15 protein-coding genes, 1 tRNA gene and 1 pseudogene are annotated in these 20,020 nt (G+C 61.6%); 6 read left to right on the forward strand and 11 right to left on the reverse strand.

All coding sequences use genetic code 11. The annotated features are described in order from the left end of the window. Window positions 1–62: 62 nt before the first annotated feature. Entirely contained in the window at window positions 63–989 is a 927-nt protein-coding gene (locus tag BGK68_RS02070) for a recombination-associated protein RdgC (RefSeq protein WP_075255716.1), read from the forward strand. Window positions 990–1,064: 75 nt separating this feature from the next. On the opposite strand, the gene lhgO is transcribed toward BGK68_RS02070, so the two are convergent. Both lhgO and BGK68_RS02080 read right to left on the reverse strand, forming a co-directional pair. Beyond that, window positions 1,065–2,273, reverse strand: coding sequence for an L-2-hydroxyglutarate oxidase (lhgO, locus tag BGK68_RS02075; RefSeq protein ID WP_075255717.1), 1,209 nt, complete (start codon window positions 2,271–2,273; stop codon window positions 1,065–1,067). Between the two features lie 79 nt (window positions 2,274–2,352). Beyond that, entirely contained in the window at window positions 2,353–2,985 is a 633-nt protein-coding gene (locus BGK68_RS02080) for a TetR/AcrR family transcriptional regulator (RefSeq protein ID WP_075255718.1), read from the reverse strand. A 250-nt stretch (window positions 2,986–3,235) separates the two neighbouring features. Here BGK68_RS02080 and fusA point away from each other — a divergent pair, with 250 nt between their 5' ends. Then, window positions 3,236–5,341, forward strand: a complete 2,106-nt coding sequence (gene fusA, locus BGK68_RS02085) for an elongation factor G (protein ID WP_075255719.1) — start codon at window positions 3,236–3,238, stop codon at window positions 5,339–5,341. Between the two features lie 387 nt (window positions 5,342–5,728). Here fusA and BGK68_RS02090 read toward each other — a convergent pair. The 7 genes and pseudogenes from BGK68_RS02090 to rpmH all read right to left on the reverse strand — a co-directional run bounded on the left by BGK68_RS02090 (window position 5,729) and on the right by rpmH (window position 11,020). Beyond that, a tRNA-Asp gene (locus BGK68_RS02090) sits at window positions 5,729–5,805 on the reverse strand. A 110-nt stretch (window positions 5,806–5,915) separates the two neighbouring features. Continuing rightward, the gene (locus BGK68_RS02095) at window positions 5,916–6,509 is read right to left on the reverse strand and encodes a nitroreductase family protein (RefSeq protein ID WP_075255720.1); all 594 of its coding nucleotides are present in this window, start codon (window positions 6,507–6,509) and stop codon (window positions 5,916–5,918) included. Window positions 6,510–6,799: 290 nt separating this feature from the next. After that, the gene (mnmE, locus tag BGK68_RS02100; protein ID WP_075255721.1) at window positions 6,800–8,200 is read right to left on the reverse strand and encodes a tRNA uridine-5-carboxymethylaminomethyl(34) synthesis GTPase MnmE; all 1,401 of its coding nucleotides are present in this window, start codon (window positions 8,198–8,200) and stop codon (window positions 6,800–6,802) included. A gap of 147 nt (window positions 8,201–8,347) precedes the next feature. After that, window positions 8,348–10,045: a membrane protein insertase YidC gene (gene yidC / locus BGK68_RS02105; RefSeq protein ID WP_075255722.1), complete on the reverse strand. Its 1,698-nt coding sequence runs from the start codon at window positions 10,043–10,045 to the stop codon at window positions 8,348–8,350. Between the two features lie 172 nt (window positions 10,046–10,217). Beyond that, a pseudogene (gene yidD / locus BGK68_RS28175) lies at window positions 10,218–10,424 on the reverse strand (membrane protein insertion efficiency factor YidD); the annotation flags it as partial. Window positions 10,425–10,441: 17 nt separating this feature from the next. Beyond that, window positions 10,442–10,855 carry a ribonuclease P protein component gene (gene rnpA / locus BGK68_RS02115; RefSeq protein ID WP_075255724.1) on the reverse strand — a complete coding sequence of 138 codons (414 nt, stop codon included), beginning with the start codon at window positions 10,853–10,855 and terminating at the stop codon, window positions 10,442–10,444. Between the two features lie 27 nt (window positions 10,856–10,882). Continuing rightward, entirely contained in the window at window positions 10,883–11,020 is a 138-nt protein-coding gene (gene rpmH, locus BGK68_RS02120; protein ID WP_006461360.1) for a 50S ribosomal protein L34, read from the reverse strand. A 1,143-nt stretch (window positions 11,021–12,163) separates the two neighbouring features. Between rpmH and BGK68_RS02125 the strand changes: the two genes are divergently transcribed. From BGK68_RS02125 to BGK68_RS02140, 4 genes are all read left to right on the forward strand, one after another. Beyond that, complete coding sequence (locus BGK68_RS02125; protein WP_013236263.1) at window positions 12,164–14,086, forward strand: PrkA family serine protein kinase; 1,923 nt, start codon at window positions 12,164–12,166, stop codon at window positions 14,084–14,086. A gap of 102 nt (window positions 14,087–14,188) precedes the next feature. After that, on the forward strand, window positions 14,189–15,457 hold the full coding sequence (locus BGK68_RS02130; protein ID WP_075255725.1) for a YeaH/YhbH family protein: 1,269 nt from the start codon (window positions 14,189–14,191) through the stop codon (window positions 15,455–15,457). Continuing rightward, window positions 15,454–16,983: a SpoVR family protein gene (locus tag BGK68_RS02135; protein WP_075255726.1), complete on the forward strand. Its 1,530-nt coding sequence runs from the start codon at window positions 15,454–15,456 to the stop codon at window positions 16,981–16,983. The genes BGK68_RS02130 and BGK68_RS02135 overlap by 4 nt, the downstream gene beginning before the upstream one ends. A gap of 22 nt (window positions 16,984–17,005) precedes the next feature. Beyond that, window positions 17,006–17,659 (forward strand): LON peptidase substrate-binding domain-containing protein, encoded by a 654-nt coding sequence (locus BGK68_RS02140; RefSeq protein WP_075255727.1) that lies wholly within the window; start codon window positions 17,006–17,008, stop codon window positions 17,657–17,659. Between the two features lie 204 nt (window positions 17,660–17,863). Here the strand turns inward: BGK68_RS02140 and BGK68_RS02145 are convergent, their stop codons facing one another. Both BGK68_RS02145 and BGK68_RS02150 read right to left on the reverse strand, forming a co-directional pair. Then, the gene (locus BGK68_RS02145) at window positions 17,864–18,553 is read right to left on the reverse strand and encodes a MarC family protein (protein ID WP_013236267.1); all 690 of its coding nucleotides are present in this window, start codon (window positions 18,551–18,553) and stop codon (window positions 17,864–17,866) included. A gap of 92 nt (window positions 18,554–18,645) precedes the next feature. Beyond that, window positions 18,646–19,896: an MFS transporter gene (locus BGK68_RS02150; protein ID WP_075255728.1), complete on the reverse strand. Its 1,251-nt coding sequence runs from the start codon at window positions 19,894–19,896 to the stop codon at window positions 18,646–18,648. Between the last annotated feature and the right edge of the window lie 124 nt (window positions 19,897–20,020).

Here is a 20,020-nt window from a genome sequence, read left to right on the forward strand (position 1 = left end):
ACATCGCTTGCACAGGGGCGGACGTGTAGAATCTCCCTTTTTGCACCCTGCCCCGGAAGCTTATGTGGTTTAAGAATCTACAGATCTATCGTCTGCCCGCACCGTGGGCCATCAGCGCCGACGAACTCGAATCCCATCTCGCACCGCAGGCCTTCACCGCCTGCTCCAGCCTGGACATGCAGAGCCAGGGCTGGGTACCGCCGCGCAACAATGAAAAGCTGGTGCACGTGGTCAACCGCCAGCTGCTGATGAAACTCGATACCGAGAAGAAACTGCTGCCCTCGACCGTCATCAACCAGGTCACCAAGGCCCGTGCTGCCGAGCTGGAAGAACAGCAAGGCTTCCCGCCCGGCCGCAAGCAGACCAAGGAATTGAAGGAACAGGTCACCGATGAGCTGCTGCCGCGCGCCTTCTCGGTGGTGCGCAGCACCTGGGTCTGGATCGATCCGGTCAATGGCTGGCTGCTGGTGGACGCCGGCTCGCCCTCCAAGGCCGAGGAAGTGCTGAAGCTGCTGTTCAAGGCCATCCCCAAGTTCCCGCTGGAAACGCTGCGTACCGTCATGTCGCCGGCAGCGGCCATGACCGACTGGCTGGCCAGCGACGAAGCGCCCAACGGCTTTACCGTGGACCAGGATACCGAGCTGCGCTCCACCGCCGAGAGCAAGGCCACCGTGCGCTACGTGCGCCATACGCTGGAAGCGGAAGACATCCGCCGCCACATCGAAGCCGGCAAGCAATGCACGCGCCTGGCGCTGACCTGGGCCGACAAGGTCTCCTTCGTGCTGACCGAAAACCTGTCGGTCAAGCGCATCGCCCCGCTGGATGTGCTCAAGGAAGACAGCGAGATCGCCGGCAAGAACGACGATGAACGCTTCGACGGCGACTTCATGCTGATGACCGGCGAGCTGGCCAAGCTGCTCACGGCCCTGGTCGATGCACTGGGCGGCCAATTGAAGGAAAACGACGGAACACTGGCGCAGGCTGCCTGAGCGGCGCTGCGCATCCCCGTTGATGCAGGATCAGAACGCCGCGACGGTCCGACCGTCGCGGCGTTTTCTATTGGCTCAATCGCGCCGGATCAGATTGCGCACGATATGTTCGCCGATGGCCAGCGACGAGGTAGCGCCCGGTGAGGGTGCGTTGCGGATGTGGGTGACGCGACTGCTCTGACGGATCACGAAGTCATCCACCAGGCGGCCATTGCTTTCCATGGCCTGGGCACGGATGCCGCGCACGGCCGGCGTAACGCCCACCTCGGCCAGCGCCGGCACATAGCGGGCGGCTTCCCGCACGAAGATGCGCTCGCTGACCACGGTCTTGAGTTCGCGCAAGGTCGCCGGCACGTTGCGGCTGGCGAACTTCCAGAAACCGGGATAGGACAGGTAGTCCGCGATGTCACGCAGGCTGAACCGGTCGCCGTGGTAATTCTCGCGGCCCAGCGAGATGAAGGCGTTGGGGCCGATGGTCATCTGGCCGTCGATGCGTTTGGTGAAATGCACGCCCAGGAAGGGGAAGCGCGGATCAGGAACGGGATAGATCAGGCCCTTGACGTGCGACTTGTAGGCCTCGTCGATCACGTAATACTGGCCGAAGAAAGGCACGATGCGCGGGGTGGCGGCATCACCCGACTGCTGCGCCAGGCGGTCCGATTGCAGACCGCTGCAGGCAATGGCCGAATCGAATGCCTCGGGGTGCATCTCGCCGCTCTGGAGTTCGATATGGACCTGGTCGCCCCGTTCGATGACCCGCCGCACCGGCGCATTGAGGCGGATCGTACCGCCGCGCTCCTCGATCTCCTGCGCCATACGCTGGGCGATCTGGCCATAGCTGACGATGGCGGTGCGCGGCGAATACAGCGCGCGCAGGCCGACGCAATTGGGTTCGATCTCGCGCAGGCGCGCCGCGTCGATCATCTCCACATCCGGCACGCCATTGGCCAGCGCCTTGCGATAGATGGCGTCCAGGCGCGGCAGCTCTTCCTCATTCAACGCCACGACCACCTTGCCGCACTCGTCATAGGGCAGCGCGTTCTGCTCGCAATAGCGTTTGACCAGCTCCACGCCGCGCCGGCACAAGGTGGCTTTCAGGCCCCCGGGTTCGTAGTACAGCCCGGCATGCACCACGCCGGAATTGTGGCTGGACTGGTGCCGCGCCACCGCATCTTCCTTTTCAAAGACGGTGACGCGCACGTCGGGATCATCCAGCAGCAGTTGACGGGCCACGGCCAGGCCGTTGATGCCGCCGCCAATGACGGCGTAACGCAGAGGTTTCATGTTGTCGGTGGAAGGCCGGAGCCAAAGCGAAGAATTAACCGAATGTTGCCGCAAGGCCCAGGTTTGGTAAAGCCGAATATCAGCGTGCGTCCAGCAGCACACTCTCCAGCGGCAGCATGGCCGGACCGAGTGTGGCGGCCAGGCGCGCACTGGAGACGCCGTCCCTTGCCCCCAGGGCCAGCCCGTTGAGAAAACTGGTGTAGAAGTCCCCCAGGGCGGTGACATCGGCATCGGCCCTGATTTCCCCTTCCCGCTGCGCCTGCAACAGCCGTGCGCGGATTTCATTGCGGCGCTTGTGCCGACGTTGCGAGAGGGCGTCACTATGCTCGCTGTTCTCGGGCGCGCAGTTGATGGCTGAAATCACGACCATGCACCCCTTTCCCGCCGGCAAGCCCGGCACCGTGGACTTGCCCGAATACATGCGCACACTGGCGCGCAGCATGGCCTGCAAGTCTTCGCGGATACCCTTGCCGGCCTGCAACAGGCGCAACGGTTCTGCACTCACGGTGCGGGCATAGACCTCCACGACTTCGCGAAAGAGCGCATCCTTGTCGCCGAAGGCGGCATAGAGGCTGGGTGCCTTCACGCCGATGGCCTCGCTCAGGTCAGCCATGGTGGTGCCTTCGTAGCCCTTGCTCCAGAACACTTGCATGGCCTGCTGCAGCGCCTGGTCGCGGTCGAAGCTGCGCGGGCGGCCGCGGGTTCTTATCATCGGTTTCCTTTGCGGGGTATTACCCTTGGCGGTAATGGTGTTGTCGGGCAGTGTAGTTTATTTTAATCGGCGTTACAAAAATAAATCGTCAGCCCTTGAATATTGACGATGACATTCCTATTATCTAATGCTCATTACATAAATAAGGATGTAATGAGCAAAATTGACACTCTGTTATCTGACCAACATATTGAACGCTTGAACCTGAACTGAACCAAGCATTTGACGGCACCCATCGAAAGGACATGCCATGAGCCGCAAGACCCGAATAGAAAACTACCGCAACATCGGTATCAGCGCCCACATCGACGCGGGCAAGACCACGACCACCGAGCGCATTCTTTTTTATACGGGTGTGAACCACAAGATCGGCGAAGTGCATAACGGTGCGGCCACCATGGACTGGATGGAGCAGGAGCAGGAACGCGGCATCACCATCACCTCGGCCGCCACCACGGCCTTCTGGAAGGGCATGGCCGGCAATTACCCCGAGCATCGCATCAACATCATCGACACCCCCGGTCACGTGGACTTCACCATCGAGGTGGAACGCTCCATGCGCGTGCTCGATGGTGCGGTGATGGTGTATGACTCGGTGGGCGGCGTGCAGCCGCAGTCCGAGACCGTCTGGCGCCAGGCCAACAAGTACAAGGTGCCGCGCATTGCCTTCGTCAACAAGATGGATCGCATCGGCGCCGACTTCTTCCGCGTGCAGAAGCAGATCGAGGAACGCCTGAAGGGCAAGGCTGTTCCCATCCAGATTCCGGTGGGTGCGGAAGACCATTTCTCGGGCGTGATCGATCTGGTCAAGATGAAGGCCATCATCTGGGATGAGGCCAGCCAGGGCGTGCTGTTCAAGTATGAAGACATCCCGCTGGAGCTGGAGGACACCGCACGCCAGTGGCGCGACCACATGGTCGAGCAGGCCGCCGAGGCCAATGAGGAGCTGCTGGAGAAATACCTCTCCGGCAATCCGCTGACCGAGGACGACATCAAGCGCGGCCTGCGCCTGCGCACGGTGGCCAACGAGATCGTGCCCATGCTGGCTGGCAGCGCCTTCAAGAACAAGGGTGTACAAGCGATGCTGGATGCAGTGATCGACTACCTGCCCTCGCCCGTGGACGTGCCGGCCATCGCCGGGCATGGCGAGGATGACAGCGAGATCGAACGCCATCCTTCGGACGAGGAACCGTTCTCGGCGCTGGCCTTCAAGATCATGACCGATCCCTTCGTGGGGCAGCTGACCTTCTTCCGCGTGTATTCCGGCATCGTCAATTCGGGCGATACGGTCTACAACCCCGTCAAGGGCAAGAAGGAACGCCTGGGCCGCATCCTGCAGATGCATGCCAACGAGCGCAAGGAGATCAAGGAAGTGTTTGCCGGTGACATCGCCGCCGCCGTGGGCCTGAAGGACGTGACCACCGGTGACACGTTGTCGGACCCGGAGCATCCCATCATCCTGGAACGCATGATCTTCCCCGAGCCGGTGATCTCGCAGGCGGTGGAACCGAAGACCAAGGCCGACCAGGAAAAGATGGGCATCGCCCTGAATCGCCTGGCGCAGGAAGATCCGTCCTTCCGCGTGCATACCGATGAGGAATCGGGCCAGACCATCATGTCGGGCATGGGCGAGCTGCATCTGGAAATTTTGGTGGACCGGATGAAACGCGAGTTCAACGTCGAGGCCACGGTGGGCAAGCCGCAGGTGGCTTATCGCGAAGCCATCCGCAAGGCCGTGGAAGATGTCGAGGGCAAGTTCGTCAAGCAGTCCGGCGGACGCGGGCAGTACGGCCACGTGGTGATCAAGCTGGAGCCGCAACCGGCCGGCAAGGGGTATGAATTCGTCGATGCCATCAAGGGTGGCGTGGTGCCGCGCGAATTCATCCCGGCGGTCGACAAGGGCATCCAGGAGTCGCTGAAAGCTGGCGTGCTGGCGGGTTATCCGGTGGTGGACGTGAAGGCCACGCTGACCTTCGGTTCGTATCACGACGTCGACTCCAACGAGAACGCCTTCCGCATGGCCGGCTCCATAGCCTTCAAGGAAGCGATGAAGCGCGCCGGCCCCATGCTGCTGGAGCCGATGATGCAGGTCGAGGTGGAAACGCCCGAGGAATTCATGGGCAACGTGATGGGCGACCTGTCGTCCCGGCGCGGGATGGTGCAGGGCATGGAAGACATGGTGGGCGGCGGCAAGCTGGTGCGCGCTGAAGTCCCGTTGTCGGAGATGTTCGGCTATTCGACCACGTTGCGCTCGCTGTCACAGGGGCGCGCGACCTACTCGATGGAGTTCAAGCACTATGCCGAGGCGCCGCGGCAGGTGGTGGAGCAGTTGTCGGGGGGTAAGGCGAAGGGTTGATAGCGCTTGCAGGATGAGGGCAAGATTTCCCCTCTCCTGCTCAATCTGGAGCCGTTCGGACTGAGTAGGCCCTTAAGGGCCGTATCGAAGACGCGCCGACGGTGCGCCCCTTCGGCAAGCTCAGGACAGGCTTCGATACGCGGCGCTGCCGCTACTCAGGACGAACGGGAGCCAAAGCGCAAAAACAAAAACGCCCCATTCTTACGAATGAGGCGTTTTATCTGGCGCAGCGGCAGGGGCTCCCCTACACAAGCGCAGGCCGCGGAATCGCTTGCAAGCGATTCCCTTCTCGCCCCGCCGTGAGCCGCGCAGGCGGCTCCCTCCACTCCGCAGTTCTTGCTGCGCAAAAACAAAAATGCCCTGTTCTTGCAAACAGGGCATTTTATTTGGCGGAGCGGACGGGGCTCGAACCCGCGACCCCCGGCGTGACAGGCCGGTATTCTAACCAACTGAACTACCACTCCTAAAACCGTTTCAGCTGTCGTTGCTTGCTGAAAGAACGCTATTATAGGAGAGCATTTTTCAAAAAGCTAGGCCTTTTTTATAAAACTGCGAAATATTTTACGGCCAGCCGTCACGCCTTGAATTTGCCTTCGAAGGCCAGCTTCGACAGCGGCTCGCGCGGGCTCGGTACTTCGCGGGCCTGCAGGCCTTCCGGCAGCACGGACTTGTCACCCAGCTTGCCAATCACGACCATGGCTTCCACCGCAAACTCGGCCGGCACATTCAGTTCAGTGCGCGCCTTGTCCTTGTCAAAGCCGGCCATGCCGTGGGCGTGCCAGCCCGACAGCGAAGCCTGCAGGGCCAGGTAGCCCCAGGCCGAACCGGTGTCGAAGGAGTGCGTCGGCGCAGGGACGACCTCGGTCGCGCCCGGCGGCAGCATCACCGTGCGCGACAGCACGACGATCAGCACCGATGCGTTGGCGCACCAGCTGCGGTTGAATTCGTTCAACAGGCCCAGGAGACTGTCCCACGCCGGCGTGCCACGACGGGCGTAGACGAAGCGCCAGGGCTGGGCATTGTAGGCCGACGGCGCCCAGCGCGCGGCTTCCAGGAAGGTGAGGACGGTTTCTTCGGAAATCTCGGCGCCGTTGTAGGCGCGCGGCGACCAGCGGTTCAGGAATTGCGGATCGATGGGATAGTCGGCGTTACGCGGATTGGCGGACATGCTCTTTTTCCTGTGAAGTAGGTGGACGGGCGAATTCAGACAGCAGGCATATTAGCAGCGCAGCCTGTTTCCTGCAGAGCGGGCCGGAACATCACTACAGGCATAAAAAAACCCGCGCACCTTGCGGCGGCGGGTTAAATCCAATTCTCAGGGGTGATGAATTGGAGGGGGAGGACCTTCAGAATAACCATCCCCCGCCGCCACCTCCAAGCTTTTTACACGCTGTAACATCCGTTGCCAATTTGTCGCTTAGTGACGACTTCTTGTCAGGATGCCTCACGAACAGACGTTTACTTGCCAATACAGAAGCGCGAGAAGATCACGCCCAGCAGGTCATCCGGCGTGAACTTGCCGGTGATGCTGGAGAGGCGCTCTTGCGCCAGCCGCAGCTCTTCGGCAAACAGGTCCAGCGCGTGTTCGCCGGCCTCGTTGTCCAGCGCCGCATGGGCGGCGGCGTGGGCCAGGTGTTCGTCGGCCGCCTTCAGCGCCAGCAGATGGCGTTCACGCGCCAGGTAGCGCGACTCCACCGTCTGTTGCCAGCCGGCGATGCGCAGCAGTTCGGCGCGCAGCAGGTCCACGCCCTGCCCTTCGGAGGCCGACAGGTAGACGTGGGTGGCGTCGGGCATCTTGTCCACCGCCGCCTTGTGGCCGGAACGGTCGATCTTGTTCCAGATGCGGATAATGGGCACGCCGTCGGGGAAACGTGCGGTGATCTTTTCATCTTCCAGGGTCGGGCCACGATCGGCGTCGAGCATGTGCAGGATTACGTCGGCCTTGGCCACTTCGGCCCAGGTGCGTTCGATGCCGATGCGCTCGACTTCGTCCGGACCGCTGCCATCGTCACCCGCCTCGCGGATGCCGGCGGTGTCGATGATGTTCAGCGGCATACCTTCGATCTGGATGGTCTGGGTGACCTTGTCGCGGGTGGTGCCGGCGATCGGAGTGACGATGGCGACATCGGAGCCGGCCAGTACGTTCAACAGCGATGACTTGCCCACGTTGGGCTTGCCGGCCAGCACGGCATTGAGGCCGTCGCGCAGCAATGCGCCCTGGGCGGCGTGCTTGAAGACCTCTTCCAGCGTGCTGCGGATGGTGGCCAACTGGCCACGGGCATCGCTTTGCTTGAGGAAGTCGATCTCTTCCTCGGGGAAGTCCAGGGTCGCTTCGACCAGCATGCGCAGGCGCGTGACCTGGTCCACCAGCTCGTGGATGACCTTGGAGAAGGCGCCGGAGAGCGACTCCGAGGCCGACTTGGCTGCTGCCTCGGTGGTGGCTTCGATCAGGTCGGCCACGGCCTCGGCCTGGGCCAGGTCGATCTTGTCGTTGAGGAAGGCGCGCTGGGTGAATTCACCCGGCTCGGCCAGGCGCAGGCCGATCTCGCCACCGGCCTGCACGCAACGCGCCAGCAGCATCTGCATCACCACCGGGCCGCCGTGGCCCTGCAGTTCCAGCACGTCTTCGCCAGTGTAGGAATGCGGCGCCGGGAAGTGGATCGCCAGGCCCTGGTCGATGGCGCTGCCGTCTTCGTTCAGGAAGGGCAAATAGGTAGCGTGGCGCGGCGCCAGGCTGGCGCGGCCGCACACGGCCTGGATCACCGGCGCCAGGTTCTTGCCGGAAAGGCGGACCACGCCGATGCCGCCGCGTCCCGGGGCTGTGGCGATGGCGGCAATGGGGGAAGAATCGAAAGTCATCTGCGTCTGCTTTTTGTTGTGATGGAAGAGCGCCGCATCCCCCTTCGGGATGGGCCAGCCTGACAATGGTAAACCTGCCTGGCCGCTACGACCGAAAAAAACCCGTGGAATCCACGGGTTTTTCCTTTGATGGCGGACCTGTGGGTCTTACTTGGTCTTGCCGCTCTCGATGTTGCGGGTGATCACCCATTGCTGCGCGATCGACAGGATGTTGTTGGTCACCCAGTACAGCACCAGGCCGGACGGGAAGAAGAAGAACATGAACGAGAACACCAGCGGCATGAACATCATCACCTTGGCCTGCACCGGATCCGGCGGGGTCGGGTTCAGCTTGGTCTGCAGGAACATCGAGGCAGCCATGATGATGGGCAAGAGGCCAATGGGCATGTTGAAGTACGGGATGGTGCCGAACAGGCGGTCAGGCGCGGTCAGGTCATGCACCCAGCCCAGCCAGGGCGCGCCGCGCATTTCCACCGACGCCAGCAGCACCGAGTACAGGGCGATGAACACCGGGATCTGGATCGCGATGGGCAGGCAGCCGCCCAGCGGATTGATCTTCTCGGTCTTGTAGAGCGTCATCATCTCGCGGTTCATCGCCTGCGGATCGCCCTTGTGACGCTCGCGGATGGCTTGCATCTTGGGCGAGACCGCCTTCATCTTGGCCATGCTGCGATAGCTGGCCGCCGACAGCGGGAAGAAGATCAGCTTGATCAGCACGGTCAGCAGGATGATGGTCCAGCCCCAGTTGCCGACGATGTTGTGGATATGGGTCATCAGCCAGAAGATGGGCTCGGCGATCACGGTCAGGTGGCCGTAGTCGCGCACCAGGTCCAGGCCCGGGGCAATGGCTTGCAGGGTCTTGGAGACGGTGGGGCCGGAATACAGCTGGCTGTCCATGGTCACGCTGGCGTTGGGCGCGACCGTGCCCAGCGGCAGGATGGAGCCCACGGCGTACAGGTTGTCGCCCACCTTCTTGCTGAAGACGTCGCGCTGCGCGTTCTGCGGCGGGATGAAGGCCGACACGAAGTAGTGCTGCACCATGGCGATCCAGCCATTGTCGGTCTTGTTGACGTGCTGCTGCTTGCCGTTGGCGATCTTCTCGAAGTCCAGCTTCTCGAAGTGCTCGCTGTTGCTGTAGACGGCCGGACCGGTGAAGGTGCTGTAGAAGTGCGATTCGCCGCCCGGCTTGTTGCCGTCGCGCACCAGTTGCAGGTACAGCGAAGGATTGATGGCCGCGCCCGTGGTGTTGGTCACGGTGTGCTTGACGTCGATCAGGTAGCTGTCGCGCTTGAAGGTATAGGTCTTGGTCAGCTTCACGCCGCCCTGGTCGGCCACCAGCACCAGCTGGATTTCATTGCCATTGTCCAGCGTACGCGGGCCGGCCTGGGCAGTAAAGATGGTCTTGTGGTTGGGGAAGGGACCGCCGATCAGGCCCGATTCGGCCAGATACATGTGACCTGGTTCGGAATCGAACAGCACGACGTTCTTGGTCGGATCGACCACGTCGGGTTGCTTCAACAGTTCCAGGCGCTTCAATTCACCGCCCACGGTATCGATGCTGGCCTTGACCAGATCGGTGGTGATGACGATGGTTTCGCCCTTGGTGGCGGTGGCGGCGACGTCAGCCCCCGGCACGACGCCCGGCGCCGGCGTACCTGCCTGCGGAACCGGGGAGCCATTCGGGCTGGCCGTGGGCGCGGCCGGATTGGCGGCGGCTTGCTCCTGAGTCGGGTTGGCCGACGGGAAGAACATCGACTGATGTCCGTTATGGCGCATCCAGCCATCCCAGAGCAGCAGCAGGGAGAAGGAGAATACAACCCACAGGACGGTACGTTTGATATCCATATGCGTATTGATGAGTTCAGGAGTGGCTGCAACCGTCAGCGGCCACAGGGGGAGAAACCCGCGCAGCACCGGGCTGCGTCGAAGGAATCGGAGAATTGGACGAACAAGACGAATCGGACGAGCAAGCGCCGCCAGACTGGGCCATCGCATGCGCACGCGCCTCGGGCGAACCTGGCACCAGGTCCAGCCCGCCGGGATGCCAGGGGTGGCACTTGCACAGGCGCTTGCCAGCCAACAGGCTACCCTTGAGGGCGCCATGCACGCGCACCGCCTCGGCGGCGTAATCGGAACAGCTGGGATAGAAACGGCAATTCTGCCCCAGGAACGGGCTCACTCCCAGCTTGTAGGCACGTAACAGCAGGAGCAAAGGCGTTTTCATCACTTCCTGTTTCCTGGCTATTTCCTGGCGAACGCGGGGGCGTTCGGCAAGAAGGCGAACAACTGCCTCAGTTCGGCATGCAACATCGCCTTGAGGGCGGCGCTGCGGGCCGGGTCGCGCCTGCCATTGACCGGCCGCGACAGGCGCACGATGCAGTCCACGGCGGGCAGCTCGGCCTGGCGGAACAGCTCGCGGGTGGCGCGCTTGATCGTGTTGCGGGTCACCGCACGCGGCGCCAGCCGCTTGGCGGCAACCACACCCAGGCGAGCCTGAGCCAGACTGTTGCGGCGTGCATACAACACGAAATGCTCGGTACGATGCACGGGGCGCAAACGAAAAACGGATGAAAACTCATCCGTTTTAACGATTCGCCGATCGCGTGGGAAGTCGCCTGCTTGACGTGCTGGTAGCGGTAAACGGACGTCCGTCACACGAAACGGCAGCGCAGATGCGCTAGCTTAAACTGCAGCCAGACGCTTGCGGCCCTTGGCGCGACGGGCGTTGATCACGGCACGGCCGCCACGGGTTGCCATACGGGCGCGGAAACCATGGGTACGCTTGCGACGCACGACGGAAGGTTGGTAAGTACGTTTCATGTTGGACTCGCTAAGTTGGGCTGCCTTGGAGCAAACAGCAAAAATAAATCGGAATTCTGGAACCGCTTTCGGTGTGCCTGTTCCGCATCACCGATGCCCTGCCGCCCAATAAGCCGGCAGCCCCTGCATCGCTGACACCATTTGTTGGCCTCTGCCGCCTCCCGGTGGTATACCTGGGTAATCGACCGGTGGGCAACTGAAACAGCACTGCGTCGGCACCGCGCGCAATTCTTCAGATGGTGAACCCTGAATTAGACTGCATTTTCTACTTAGCTGTCAATGACTTATGCGCTTTACAGGGGCGGCACGGCGGCCCATGGCTGCATTTGATGCCAGAGCGTGGCAGATTTGCCATGCCGGCCCGCCGGCTAGGCCTGAAAATTGCCACGCAGACATCTTTCACCCTCCCCTCCCCTCACCCGGCACCGCAGCCAGACAGGAACATGCGGCCACGGAAAAGCAAATGCGTAAATCATCTAAAGCATTTTTTCAGCGGCGCTGCACGTTGTTGCGCGACCAGCCGGCAAGGCAGAGGGATGAGGCAGATCAGCAACACCACCGCCATCCATGGCGCACCGTTACAAAATAAATGCGCCATCCCCGCAGCACGAGCAAAGAAGTCATACCGGCCTGGCACGATTCCAGCTATAAGGAGGTCAGGGGCTGCCAGGAAAGATACCGTGCACCGCGCGAGGGACGCTGGACACATAAGCGGCAGGGCCGGCAGAGGATGGGGGCGCACAGTGTCTGCGGGTTTAATCGCGATGTGCATCAGGTTTTTCATGATAGCGCTCTGCGCGAAAATGGCGCACCGTGAAGTCAACCGCAACCAGCACCTGCACATTGAACGATCAGGAGGTTGATCAGCTTGCCCCGCTACGCTATCTCGAAAGGTGGGGTCGGAAATGAACCATACTGCAGATAGGGGCTCACTAAGGTGAAGTAAAGCGTGGGCAAAAAAAGGACTAGAATAAAAACAGGATTTCAAAAGATCTTCGCATCGCGCTGTTGATGCTACGGCTTTCAAAGAACACACCGGCAATGACGCAACCCAGAGTCACCGACGCGTTCTTTGATAACCGCAGATGGCAAGTCCAGACATATGAATCTGTTTCGTACTTTTTTGAGAGCGACGGAGGTGGTATGGATATCTACAGCAGCTTTGCAAGCCGGTTCGACAAGACCAGAGAAGAAGAATTATCGCTTGAAGAGTATCTGAATCTTTGCAAGAACGACCCGGCGGTCTACGCATCGGCTGCCGAACGGATGCTGATGGCCATCGGCGAGCCGGAAAAGGTCGATACCCGGGAAGATCCGCGCCTCTCGCGCATCTTCGCCAACAAGGTCATCAAGGTCTATCCCGCCTTCAAGGAATTCTATGGCGCGGAAGAAGTAATCGAACAAGTGGTCTCCTACTTCCGCCACGCCGCCCAAGGCCTGGAAGAGAAGAAGCAGATCCTCTACCTGCTGGGCCCGGTTGGTGGCGGCAAGTCCTCCATTGCCGAGCGCCTCAAGCAACTCATGGAACAGGTACCCTTCTATTCCATCAAGGGCTCGCCCGTCAACGAATCCCCGCTGGGCCTGTTCGACTACGACGAAGACGGCCCCATCCTGGAAGAGCAGTACGGCATCCCGCGTCGCTATCTCAAACCCATCCTCAGCCCCTGGGCCGTGAAGCGCCTGCACGAGTACAACGGCGACATCCGCCAGTTCCGCGTGGTCAAGCGCTATCCGTCCATCCTGCGCCAGATCGGCATTTCCAAGACCGAGCCGGGCGATGAAAACAACCAGGACATCTCCACCCTGGTCGGTAAGGTCGATATCCGCAAGCTGGAACAGTATTCGCAGGACGATGCCGACGCCTACAGCTATTCGGGCGGCCTGTGCCTGTCCAACCAGGGCCTGCTGGAATTCGTGGAAATGTTCAAGGCGCCCATCAAGGTGCTGCACCCGCTGTTGACGGCCACGCAGGAAGGCAACTTCAAGGGCACTGAAGGTTTCGGCGCGATCCCCTTCGATGGCGTCATCCTGGCCCACTCCAACGAATCGGAATGGAAGGCCTTCCGCAACAACAAGAACAATGAAGCGCTGCTGGACCGCATCTTCATCGTCAAGGTGCCGTATTGCCTGCGCGTGTCCGAAGAAATCAAGATCTACGAAAAGCTGATCCGCAGCTCCTCGCTGGGCAAGGCCACTTGCGCGCCCGGCACGCTGAAGATGATGGCGCAGTTCTCAGTACTGACGCGCCTGAAGGAACCGGAAAATTCCAGCCTCTTCTCCAAGATGCAGGTCTACGACGGCGAGAACCTCAAGGACACCGACCCCAAGGCCAAGTCCTACCAGGAGTATCGCGACTATGCCGGTGTCGACGAGGGCATGAACGGCATCTCCACGCGCTTCGCCTTCAAGATTCTGTCGCGGGTATTCAACTTTGATACCACCGAGGTAGCGGCCAATCCGGTGCACCTGATGTACGTGCTGGAACAGCAGATCGAGCGCGAACAATTCCCGCAGGAGACCGAGCAGAAATATCTCTCCTTCGTGAAGGACACGCTGGCCTCGCGCTACGCCGAGTTCATCGGCAAGGAAATCCAGACCGCCTATCTGGAGTCGTATTCGGAATATGGCCAGAACGTCTTCGACCGTTACGTCACCTACGCCGACTTCTGGATCCAGGATCAGGAGTACCGCGATCACGATACCGGCGAAAGCTTCGACCGTGCGGCCCTGAATGCGGAACTGGAAAAGATCGAGAAGCCGGCCGGCATCAGCAACCCCAAGGACTTCCGCAACGAGATCGTCAACTTCGTGCTGCGCGCGCGGGTCAACAACGGTGGCAAGAATCCGCTGTGGACCAGTTACGAAAAACTGCGCGTGGTGATCGAGAAGAAGATGTTCTCCAACACCGAAGACCTGTTGCCGGTGATTTCCTTCAACGCCAAGGGCTCCACCGAGGAAATGCAGAAACACGAAGACTTCGTCAATCGCATGGTCAGCAAGGGATACACGCCCAAGCAGGTGCGCCTGCTGTGCGAGTGGTACCTGCGCGTGCGCAAGTCCTCGTAAGCGCCGCTGTTGCGCATCGCCCGCCGCTGGCGCGGCGATGTGCGCAGCGACCCTTCGGCGCCGTGCGCCTGGCGCACCGCCGACCACTAGCAGGAGAACCGAGTGCTGCATCAGATCATCGACCGCAGGCTGGCTGGCAAGAACAAGAGCATCGCCAATCGGGAGCGCTTCCTGCGGCGCTTCAAAGGGCATATCCAACGTTCGGTGGCGGACGCGGTGCGCGACCGCAGCATCACCGATCTGGAAAAATCGAAGAGCATCAGCATCCCCCGCAAGGATGTCTCGGAGCCCTTCTTCCATCACGGCAAGGGCGGCAAGCGCGAAGCCGTGCATCCGGGCAACCAGGACTATCTGCAGGGTGACCGCATCCCGCGCCAGAACGGCGGCAGCGGCGGTGGTGGCGGTAGCAGCGCCAGCAATGATGGCGAAGGCCAGGACGATTTCACCTTCGAACTGACCCGCGAAGAATTCATGCATTACTTCTTCGAGGATCTGGAACTGCCGCGCCTGGTGGAAACCAACCTGCTGCAGGTCCCCAACTGGAAGAACCAGCGCGCCGGTTATTCGGTCGATGGTTCGCCCAACAATATCGACGTGGTGCGCTCGCTGCGTTCCTCGCTGGGTCGCCGCATCGCCCTGGGCGGACCGCTGCAACGGCAACTCGATGCGGCCGAGGAAGCGCTGACCGAGATGAAGCGCAAGCCGGAGGAGCATGGCGCCGACATCAAGTTGCTGGAAGAAGAAATCCGGCACTTGCGCGCCCGCATCCTGCGCATTCCCTTCATCGATCCCTTCGACCTGCGCTACGTGAACCGCGTGCGCCAGCCGCAACCGTCCAGCCGCGCCGTGATGTTCTGCGTGATGGACGTGTCGGGTTCGATGGATGAGCAGCGCAAGGATTTGTCCAAGCGTTTCTTCATCCTGCTCTACCTCTTCCTCACGCGTAACTACGAACACATCGAAGTGGTCTTCATCCGCCATCACACGCGCGCCGACGAGGTCGATGAAAACACCTTCTTCCATTCGCAGGAAAGCGGCGGCACCGTGGTCTCCAGCGCCCTGGAGCTGATGCACGACATCATCACCAAGCGCTACTCGCCCAGCGAGTGGAACATCTACGGCGCGCAAGCCTCGGACGGCGACAACTGGAACGACGATTCGCCCAAGTGCCGCGAACTACTGGAATCGTCCATCCTGCCCCTGACGCGCTACTTCGCCTACATCCAGGTGGCCGAGCCGGAACAGAACCTGTGGACCGAGTACATGCAGCTCATCGAATCGCACCCGCACTTCGCCATGAAGAAGGTGCAATCGGCCGCCGAGATCTACCCGGTCTTCCGCGAACTCTTTGAAAAGCAGGTGCACGCATGAACAGCCGCTTCAAGCATGACCCGCTGCCTTGCCCCTCGGACTGGAGCTTCGAGCTCATCGAGCGCTACAACGAGGAAATCGCCAGGGTGGCCAAGGGTTACGAGCTGGACATCTACCCCATCCAGCTGGAGATCATCTCGGCCGAGCAGATGATGGACGCCTATGCCTCGCACGGCATGCCGGTCAATTACCGGCACTGGTCCTACGGCAAGCATTTCATGCTCACCGAGCGCGACTACAAGCGCGGGCAGATGGGCCTGGCCTATGAGATCGTGATCAACTCCGATCCCTGCATCGCCTACCTGATGGAAGAGAACACGATGACCATGCAGGCTTTGGTCATCGCGCACGCGGCCTATGGTCACAACTCCTTCTTCAAGGGCAACTACCTGTTCCAGTTGTGGACCGATGCCAGCGCCATCATCGATTACCTGGTGTATGCGCGTAATTACATCGCCGAGTGCGAAGAGCGCCATGGCTTCGAGCGTGTGGAAGAGTTGCTGGACTCTTGCCATGCGCTGATGAACTATGGCGTGGACCGCTACAAGCGTCCGCAGCGCCTGTCGCTAGCGCAGGAGAAGGCGCGCCAGCGCGAGCGCGAGGCCTACATGCAATCGCAGGTCAACGAACTGTGGCGCACCCTGCCGGCGAAAAAGGAAATGACGGCCGCCGCCGTGGAGGGCCGCTTTCCCTCCGAACCGCAGGAAAACCTGCTCTATTTCGCCGAGAAGAACGCGCCCCTGCTGGAACCCTGGGAACGCGAAGTCATCCGCATCGTACGCAAGGTTGGCCAGTATTTCTATCCGCAGCGCCAGACCCAGGTGATGAACGAAGGCTGGGCCACTTTCTGGCATTACACGCTGCTGAACACGCTCTACGATCAAGGCCGCCTGACCGATGGCTTCATGATGGAATTCCTGCATTCGCACAGCAATGTGGTATTCCAGCCGCCCATCACCAAACCCTATTACAACGGCATCAATCCGTATGCGCTGGGCTTCTCGATGATGAGCGACATCCGCCGCATCTGCGAGAACCCCACCAATGAAGATCGCGAGTGGTTCCCCGACATCGCCGGACGTAACTGGCTCGATACCCTGCAGTACGTGATGCGTAACTACAAGGATGAGAGTTTCATCGCGCAATACCTCTCGCCCAAGCTCATGCGCGACATGCGCATGTTCGCCGTGCTGGACGACGAATCCCGCAGCGAGATCGAAGTCTCGGCCATCCACAACGAGCGCGGCTTCCAGTACGTGCGCCAGGCCCTGTCCCGGCAGTACGACATCAACCACCGCGAGCCCAACATCCAGGTGTGGTCGGTCAACACGCGTGGCAATCGCAGTTTGACCCTGCGTCACTTCCGCAGCGATGGCCGCTCGCTGGGCGACAGTACCAATGAAGTGCTGCGCCACATGGCGCGGCTGTGGCAGTTCGACGTCTATCTCGAAAGCGTGGACGACAATGGCTACATCGTGCAGCGCTATGAATGCGTGGCCGAGAACCGGTATGCTCTGCGTTCATGAGTGAGAGCTTCCAGGAGTGACCATGCCCGCCGCCCCCGCCACCCCGCGCCCGCCGATCTCGGCCCAGACCATCCCGCTGTTTCCGCTGGCCAGCACGCTCTTTCCCGAAGGGCGGCTGCCGCTGCAGATCTTCGAGGTGCGCTACCTGGACATGATAGGCAAGTGCATCGCCGAGGGCAGCAGCTTTGGCGTGGTCGCGCTCACGCAAGGCGCAGAAGTGCGCCGCCCCGGGCAGAGCGAGCGCTTCGTCGGTGTGGGCACGCTGGCGCGCATCCAGGAATGGAGCACGCCCTCGCCCGGTCTCATGCGCATCGCCTGCCTGGGCGGCGAGCGTTTTCGCATCGTCCAGGCCGAGCAGCAGAAACATGGGCTATGGACTGCCCAGGTGGAAATGATGGAGGGGGACCGCGCGGTCAGCATCCCGGAAGAACTGCGCAATACCACGCAGGCGCTGGAGAACCTGCTGCAATCGGTGCTGCGCCAGGGCTTGCCGGACAGCGAGGTGCCCATTGCCGCGCCTTACCGGCTCGATGATTGCGGCTGGGTGGCCAACCGCTGGGCCGAGATGATGCCCATCAGCGTGGAACTCAAGCAGAGCCTGCTGGCGCTGGACAATCCCGTGCTCAGGCTGGAGCTGGTGCAGGATGCGCTGGATGAGCTGGGGTGGTTGAAATAGTTAGTTTTTACTCTGGAGAAACTAAGTTTTTCACGTTTCAATTCTAAATTCCTGAGATATCCGCTCCCCGGTTCATCTCCACCCGTTCGGACTGAGTAGCGGCGCAGCCGCGTATCGAAGATGCACCTTCAGAGCGTCTTCGATACGGCCCTGGCGGGCCTACTCAGTCCGAACGGGAGTCTGAAATCCCGAACTCTTCAATCTTCACGGCGCCACCCCACTGATCCCCGCCTCGGCCAGCAAGGCCGACATGCCCGACCAGAAGATCTGGATTCCGATGCACAGCAGGATGAAGGCCGACAGCCGCAGCACCACCATGGTGCCCAGGCGGCCCATCAGATGGACCAGCTTGTGCGCATAGTTGTAGCAGAGGAAGATCACCAGCGCCGTCAGGGCCGCGCCCAGCGCGGCGCTACCGACCGAAATCACCCAGTCCAGCAGGCGCGTGGGGGTATTGGCGCCCAGCGTGATGGAAGCGGCAATGGTCCCCGGCCCCACCGTCAGCGGAAAACTCATCGGATAGAAGCTGCGCGCCTTGATCTCATCATCGGGCAGGTCTTCGTCATAGGTCTTGGCGACCTGGGTCGGGATGGAACTGTCCTGGCTGTTGTCATTGAGCAGCTTCCACCCCGATACCGCCACCAGCAGCCCGCCGCCCACCCGCACGATGGGCAGCGAGATGCCGAAGAAGGTCAGTACGTGCGAGCCGATGAAGATGGCCGCCACCAGCATGAACCAGCAATTGATAGCCACCTGGCGCGCAATACGCTTTTCGGTGCTGCGGCTGACATTGCCCAGCAGGTTGGCGAACACCGGCGCGATGCCCAGGGGATTGAGGATGGGCAAGAGCGTGACCGGGATCAGGACGACGGCCTTGAGAAAGAGGATGAACATGGCGGATGAGCGCGGGTAGCAAGCATTGATCGGTTGAGCCGGCAGCGTAGCCGAAAGCCGCTACGCTGCCAACCACGACCGCACGCACCAGCTCAGGCAGCGCGCAGATGCAGGCTGCGCACGCGGGTGAGCAGGAACAGGGCAATGGCCAGGTTGAGCAGGTTCCAGCCGATGCCATTGGCAAAGGCAGCGTGGTAGGAGCCGGTCATGTCGAAGATCTTGCCCGACACCCAGCCACCCAGCGCCATGCCGAACATGGTGGCCATGATGACTGCACCCACGCGCTGGCCAGCCTCGGCGGCGGGGAAGTACTCGCGCACGATGATGGCATAGGAAGGCACGATGCCGCCCTGGAACAGGCCGAACAGCGCCGAGATCAGGTACAGCGAGGCCAGGCTGTCGAAGGGGATGAACAGCAGCAGCGACAAGCCCTGCAGCATGGAGCCCAGCAACAGCGTGCGCAGGCCGCCGATACGGTCGCAGATGGCGCCCGAGACCAGGCGGCTGACCACACCGCAGGCCAGCATCAACGACAGCATCTGGGCGCCGCGCGCCGGGCCATAGCCGAGGTCGCCGCAATAGGCCACGATATGCACCTGGGGCATGGCCATGGCCACGCAACACGCCACCCCGGCTACGCACAGCAGCAGTTGCGCCGCGCCCGGGGCCAGTCCGAAGGGACGCGGACCGCCGCCCGGGCGGGCGCTGGCGGCGCTGCTGTCCTGAGCCGGCGGACGCGCGCGCATCAGCAGGGCCAGGCTGCACATGATGAGGCTGCAGGCGATACCCATGCCGATATAGGTGTGCTGCCAGCCGACGCTGTCGACGAAGTGCTGGATGATGGGCGGCCACAGCGCGCCGCCCAGGTAGTTACCGCTGGCGCACACCGCCACGGCGATGCCGCGCCGCTTGCGGAACCACAGCGAGGTATCGGCCACCAGCGGCGAGAAGGTACAGGCCGTGCCCAGCAAGCCGATCAGCAGGCAGTGCGCGGCCATGAAGAACCAGATGTTGGGCGCCATTGCCGCCGCGATGAAGCCCGCGCCCAGGCAGGCCCCGCCCAGCAGCAGCGGGCGCGTGATGCCGGAGCGGTCGGCCATGCGCCCCATCAGCAGGCCGCCTACGCCCACGCCCAGCATGGTCAGGGTATAGGGCATGGACGCCAGCCCGCGATCCACCTGGAAATGCGCCTGCACTGCCGGCAGCACCACCGCCATCACGTACATGCCGCTGGCGCCCACGATCATCAGGACCAGGGTGATGCACAGGCGCATTACAGCGTAGGGGGAATCGACCTGGAGGCGGTCGACGGGAGGGGACTGCGGGGGTGAGGTAGGGGGCATGGGGTCTCCGGATTAATTTTATTGGGGTATAACCGTCTTCTCAGTGCTCATCGCGGTGACAACGCAAAAGGTCTAAGACATTCTTCCCTGTCAAACTTCCTTAGAACTCATTTCATAAATGGGC

The organism is Herbaspirillum camelliae (assembly GCF_001929405.1).
Classification (GTDB): Bacteria; Pseudomonadota; Gammaproteobacteria; order Burkholderiales; family Burkholderiaceae_D; genus Herbaspirillum; species Herbaspirillum seropedicae.